The following is a 294-nucleotide window of genomic DNA, read 5'->3' as shown; positions in this document are numbered from 1 at the left end:
ACGTGGTGGTGGGGACGCTGGGCATCCTGAAGGCGGGCGGCGCGTACGTGCCGCTGGACCCGAGCTACCCGAAGGAGCGGATGGGCTGGCTGTTGGAAGACGCGCAGGGCCCTGCGCTGGTGGCGCACTCGCACCTGCTGGAGTCGCTGCCCCCCTTCAGTGCGCAGGCGGTGTGCCTGGACCGTGAGGAGGAGTGGGCGGAGGAGTCGTGCTGCCCGGTGACGTCGGAAGTGCGCCCGGAGAACGTGGCGTACCTCATCTACACGTCGGGAAGCACGGGCCGTCCGAAGGGCG

At 70.4% G+C, this 294-nt stretch carries 1 protein-coding gene; it reads left to right on the top strand.

What is annotated here, in order from left to right; translation table 11 throughout:
- A partial coding sequence (locus tag ACLEQD_RS45380; RefSeq protein WP_410392072.1) for an AMP-binding protein occupies positions 1 to 294 on the top strand: 294 nt, incomplete at both ends.

The sequence above is a fragment of the Corallococcus sp. 4LFB genome (genome assembly GCF_046520365.1).
Taxonomy (GTDB): domain Bacteria; phylum Myxococcota; class Myxococcia; order Myxococcales; family Myxococcaceae; genus Corallococcus; species Corallococcus caeni.
This window is presented reverse-complemented; position numbering and strand designations above follow the sequence as displayed.